Source organism: Caulobacter sp. (assembly GCF_035254145.1).
GTDB lineage: Bacteria > Pseudomonadota > Alphaproteobacteria > Caulobacterales > Caulobacteraceae > Caulobacter.
Genome location: NZ_DATFAV010000139.1, coordinates 1 through 5,107, shown reverse-complemented (window position 1 = coordinate 5,107; position 5,107 = coordinate 1). Strand labels below are relative to the sequence as shown.

Below are 5,107 nucleotides of genomic sequence, written 5' to 3'. Positions count from 1 at the left end.
GACAGACCGGCATGGGCTGGTTCGACATAGCCGCCGTTGATCGCGTCCCGCACGCCCGTGCCGGACAGCATGCCATCAATCAAGAAGTTGAGCGTCATCGGGTGAACCTAGGTCACCTGCCGCTAGCACCGCAACGTCCGCCATCCACCCCAAGCGGACGTCAGCGGCGCCCGCTTGGAGCATGATCTCAGTGAATGGGCGGAGACTGCCTTCTTGCTGGCCCAGGCCCACTGCGGGGGTCGGACGTCGAAGCTTTGGCTCCGGTTTCCGCCCAGGCGACTAGATCGGCCGCCGCATAGATGACCCTACCACCGATCTTTCTGAATGAGGGGCCGGTGCCATAGACGCGATGCTTTTCGAGCGTCCTGGGTGAGAGGCGCAGTAGCTGAGCCGCTTCAACTGTCGAGAGGTAGACCGGCAGACTTTCGGTTTTGAAGGTGTCCATGGCGATGCCTTGGCTTTGCCCGCAGGGGCGATTGGGGGCTTTGACATTCACTTTCCGCGCCCGAAGCCCTGGCGAGCACGGCAATTCGTGCTCTAGAGGGCTGCTGCGTAGGCGTAGCTATCCTCTGCGTTCGATTCTGCGCGCCATTTCTTCTCGCTATCTCGTTCCGTCTCGCGATCTCGTTCATGACGAGCAGATGAGAGGAAGTCGCAGGCGAGGCTCCAGCCTTACAATCCGCTTCAGCTTCTAAAGCCGCGCAGCATCGGCTCTACGCGGCGCCAGGATGGCGAAGGCGCGCGGCCGTCAGGTCATCTGGTGAAATAGCGAGCAGGCGGTTGGCTTTCGCGCGGTCCATGCTCGGCGGGCCCTGGTCTGCGGGGGGCTCTGGTCTCCAGAATAGGTCACCGCGGGCGGCCTTCGGCGGCCCGCTGGGCGGACGCGGGACAGCGTGTCGCGTGTGGCGGAATGTCGCCGTCGTCAAAGTTGATAAATTTACCTCGATTTAAGAGTGGAGAGCGCACGTTCTCGTCAGGAATAGTTTCGTCAAAAAACGAGACGTTATTTCCGGGTAAGTGGGGGCGTTTTGTCCAGTCTTTCGGAATATTCGGTCCGCTTCTCGGGAAGTGTGACAGTTTCGAGTATTGCTGACGCCCATGCGGCGTTGGTGGCCGGCATGGACCGCGAGGGGCCTGTCGTGGTGAGCCTCGATGAGGTCGTCGAGGCCGACCTGACCCTGGCTCAACTCCTGGAAGCGGCGCGCCGGACGGCGGCCAGGCGCGGCCAGGCGATCCGCCTGGAGAACCCCGCCGAGGGGGCGGTGCTCCAGGTCCTGCAGCGCGGCGGCTTTCTGGATTCAGACGACGCCGAGCGCGTGAATTTCTGGTTCGGGGGAAAGACAGAGCAATGACCGCAATCCTCACCGTCGACGACTCGGCGAGCATCCGAGCGGCGATCAAGATCGCGCTGAGCGGCGAAGGCTACGCCGTCACCGAGGCGGCCAATGGCGCCGAGGGCCTGGACAAGGCCTCGGCCGGCGGCTTCGACCTGATCGTCACCGATCTGAACATGCCCGTCATGGACGGCCTGACGATGATCCGCGAGCTGCGCGGCCGTCCGGCCGGCGCGGGCGTGCCGATCATCTTCCTGACCACGGAGTCCGACGCCGACATCAAGCAGCAGGCCAAGGCGGCCGGCGCGACGGGTTGGCTGACCAAGCCCTTCGAGCCGGATCAGCTGGTCCGGGTGGTCAAGAAGGTCCTGGCCAAGTGAGCGGCGTCGATCCCATCGAGACGTTCCGCCAGGAAGCCCAGGAGCTTCTTGAACAGGTCGAGCAGGGGCTGCTCGATCTCGCGCATCGTCCGGGGGATCGCGATCTGATCGATGCGGTCTTCCGTGGACTGCATACCCTGAAGGGCTCCGGGGCGATGTTCGGCTTCGACGCCCTCGCCGCCTTCACCCATCATTGCGAGACGGCCTTCGACCGCGTGCGCAAGGGCGAGGTTCCCGCCTCGCCGCGTCTCGTGGCCTGCGTTCTGGCCGCCCAGGATCACATGCGCGCCCTGGCCGAGGGGCGCTCCGTCGCCGCCGGCGCGGGCGAGGCGCTGCTGGCCGACCTGCAGGCCGCGGTCGACGGCGGCGAGACTCCCGCCGCCACGGCCGAGCCTTCCACGGCCGCCGCCCGCACCTGGAAAATCCGCTTCAGTCTGCCCGCCGACGCGCTGGTCAATGGCGCGCGTCCGCTGCCGCTGCTCGACGAGCTGCGCGACCTGGGCGAGTGCCGCGTGCGCGCGATCGTCGACGACGTGCCGTCGCTGGAGGACCTGGTCCCCACCGCGTGCCATCTGGCCTGGGAGGTCGTGCTGACCACGACCCATGGCCGCGACGCGATCGACGACGTCTTCATCTTCGTGATCGACGAGATGACGCTGGAGGTCGAGGATGTGACCGCCGGGCCGACGTCGGCGGCGGTCGAAGCCGTCGCCGAGGTTGCTTCCGCCGAGGCCGCCGTCCAGGAAAGCCGCGCCGCCAAGAGCGGCGAAACCGTTCGCGTGCCCGCCGAGCGCCTCGACGAGATGATGGACCGGGTGGGCGAGCTGGTCATCGCCCAGTCGCGGCTCAAGCAGTTGGCCTCGTCCAGCCTGGACACCGCCCTGCGCGCCGTGGCCGAGGAAATCGAACGCCTGACCTCGGAAATGCGCGACACCATGATGGTCGTGCGAATGGTGCCGATCGCCCAGCTGTTCACCCGTTTCCGCCGTCTGATCCACGACCTGCAGCACGACACCGGCAAGCGCATCGACCTCGTCACCGAGGGCGAGACCACCGAACTGGACAAGACGGTGATCGAGCGGCTGGCCGACCCGCTGATCCACCTGATCCGCAACGCCGCCGACCATGGCCTGGAGACGCCGGAGCAGCGCGCCGCCGCCGGAAAGCCGGAGGCTGGCGTGATCCGCCTGGCGGCCCGCCAGGCGGGCGCCGAGGTGGTCATCACCATCACCGACGACGGGCGCGGCGTCGACCGCGCGCGGGTGCGGGCCAAGGCCGAGGAGAATGGCCTGATCACGCCCGGCCAGACGCTGACCGATTCCGAACTGCTGCACCTGATCTTCGCCCCCGGCTTCTCGACCGCGGCGGCGATCACCAACCTGTCCGGCCGCGGCGTCGGCATGGACGTGGTCAAGAAGACGATCGAGGGCCTGCGAGGATCGATCGACATCACCAGCAACCCCGGCGAGGGCTCGGTGGTCTTGCTGCGCATCCCGCTGACCCTGGCGATCATCGACGGCCTGCTGGTCCGGGTCGGAAGCGGCCGCTATGTGATCCCGCTGGCGAGCGTCGAGGAATGCGTCGAGCTTTCCGTCGCCCAGGACCTGCGCTCGACGGGCCGCAGCCTGATCACCCTGCGCGACGAGCTCGTGCCGTTCATTCGCCTGCGCGAGCAGTTCAAGACCGGCAGCTCGCCAGACGCGCACCAGAAGATCGTGGTGGTCTCCACGGGCCAGGACCGCGTCGGCCTCGTCGTCGACCAGATCCTCGGCGACCACCAGACGGTCATCAAGCCGCTGTCCAGTTTCCACGCCGACGTCGGCGCCTTCTCGGGCGCGACCATCCTGGGGGACGGCGGCGTGGCCCTGATCCTCGACATCGCCGCCCTGGTCCATCTGGGGCAACGGCAGGACGCGCAGATGCGCGTGGCCGGCTAGGGGAGGCGCGTCATGAGCACCATCGAAGCCCTGACCTTCGACCTGCAGGGCGAGACCTTCGCGCTGGAGGCCAATCTCGTGCGCGAGGTCCTGGACCTGCTGCCCGAGACCGAGATCCCCGGTGCGCCGCCCTTCGTGGGCGCCGTGATCAATTTCCGTGGGCGGATCATTCCGCTTGTCGACCTGCGCCTGGCCTTCGACATGGCGGTCGGCGCGCCGACCATCGACAACCGCATCGTCGTCATCGAGCACCCGCTGGATGGCGAGCCCGCCCTGATCGGCCTGCGCGCCGACAAGGTCCACGAGGTCACCTCGATCACCGACGACAGCACCGCCGAGGTTCCACGCGTGGGCCTGCGTTGGCGGGCCGACTTCATTCGCCGCCTGGCGCGGCGCGACGGCGACCTGATCGTGATCCCCGACCTTGACCAGATCTTCGCCGCACGGGGCCAGTCGGCCTCGGTGACTTCCCTTCATCCGACCCAAGCCCGCTGATCGGCCGGAGTATCCCATGCGCCTGACCATCAAACTGCAACTCGCCCTGGCCTTCGGGTTCGTCATCGTCCTGCTGCTCGTCGGCAACCTGTTCGGCATGAACAGCCTGTCGCGATCCAACCGGGAGATGGACGCCATGGTCTCTGGGCCCACCGCCCGCCTCGAGGCGGCCCAGCAGCTCAACATCCATCTGCTGAACATGGTGCGGACCGAAAAGAACATGATCCTCGTCGGCTCGCCCGAGGAGGTGACCAAGCTCGAGACCTCGATCGACAAGGAACGGCAGGCCTTCGAGGCCCTGCTGAACAAGACCGAGGGCCTGGCGACGGCCGAGGGCAAGCCCAAGTGGCAAGCCCTGGGTGGCGCCTTCGAGCAGCTGATGGATGTCCATGGCCGGGTGCTGCAGCTGGCGCTGGAAAGCCGGGACGCCGAGGCCTCCGCGCTGTCGATGGGCGAGGGACGCAAGGCCGTGAGCGAGGCCGGCGCGCGGGCCGATGAGCTGGTCGAGCTTTCCAAGGCCCAACTGGACGAAGCGTCCGAACGGGCCGACGTCGACTTCGCCGCGACCCGGAACATGCTGATCGGCGTCTCCGTGATCTCGCTGCTGGCCGCCGCCGGCGCCGCCACCTACATCGCCATGCTGGTCAGCAAGGGGCTGGCGCGGGCTTCGGAAGCGGTCCGCACCGTGGCCGACGGCGACCTGACCAAGACCGTCGAGATCACCACCCGCGACGAGATCGGCGACCTGCTGGGTCATGTGAACGTGATGATCGACCGCCTACGCGGGATCGTGGCGGACGCGATCTCGGCGTCGGAGAACGTGTCGGCGGGCAGCCAGGAGCTTTCGGCGACCTCGGAGCAGATGAGCCAGGGGGCGACCGAGCAGGCCTCGGCGGCCGAACAGGCCTCGGCCTCGATGGAAGAGATGGCGGCCAACATCAAGCAGAACGCCGACAACGCC

General features: G+C 67.2%; 6 protein-coding genes. 5 read left to right on the top strand and 1 reads right to left on the bottom strand.

Annotated elements, in window-relative coordinates:
- Nucleotides 1–187: 187 nt before the first annotated feature.
- On the bottom strand, nt 188–445 hold the full coding sequence (locus VJ655_RS08380; protein ID WP_324110611.1) for a helix-turn-helix domain-containing protein: 258 nt from the start codon (nt 443–445) through the stop codon (nt 188–190).
- Between the two features lie 583 nt (nt 446–1,028).
- On the opposite strand from VJ655_RS08380, the gene VJ655_RS08375 reads away from it, so the two are divergent.
- From VJ655_RS08375 to VJ655_RS08355, 5 genes are all read left to right on the top strand, one after another.
- The gene (locus VJ655_RS08375; RefSeq protein WP_324110610.1) at nt 1,029–1,352 is read left to right on the top strand and encodes an STAS domain-containing protein; all 324 of its coding nucleotides are present in this window, start codon (nt 1,029–1,031) and stop codon (nt 1,350–1,352) included.
- Entirely contained in the window at nt 1,349–1,714 is a 366-nt protein-coding gene (locus VJ655_RS08370; RefSeq protein ID WP_324110609.1) for a response regulator, read from the top strand. The genes VJ655_RS08375 and VJ655_RS08370 overlap by 4 nt, the downstream gene beginning before the upstream one ends.
- Nucleotides 1,711–3,651 carry a chemotaxis protein CheA gene (locus tag VJ655_RS08365; protein WP_324110608.1) on the top strand — a complete coding sequence of 647 codons (1,941 nt, stop codon included), beginning with the start codon at nt 1,711–1,713 and terminating at the stop codon, nt 3,649–3,651. The genes VJ655_RS08370 and VJ655_RS08365 overlap by 4 nt, the downstream gene beginning before the upstream one ends.
- 12 nt (nt 3,652–3,663) lie before the next feature.
- Complete coding sequence (locus VJ655_RS08360) at nt 3,664–4,146, top strand: chemotaxis protein CheW (RefSeq protein WP_324110607.1); 483 nt, start codon at nt 3,664–3,666, stop codon at nt 4,144–4,146.
- Nucleotides 4,147–4,162: 16 nt separating this feature from the next.
- A partial coding sequence (locus tag VJ655_RS08355) for a methyl-accepting chemotaxis protein (protein WP_324110606.1) occupies nt 4,163–5,107 on the top strand: 945 nt, incomplete at its 3' end.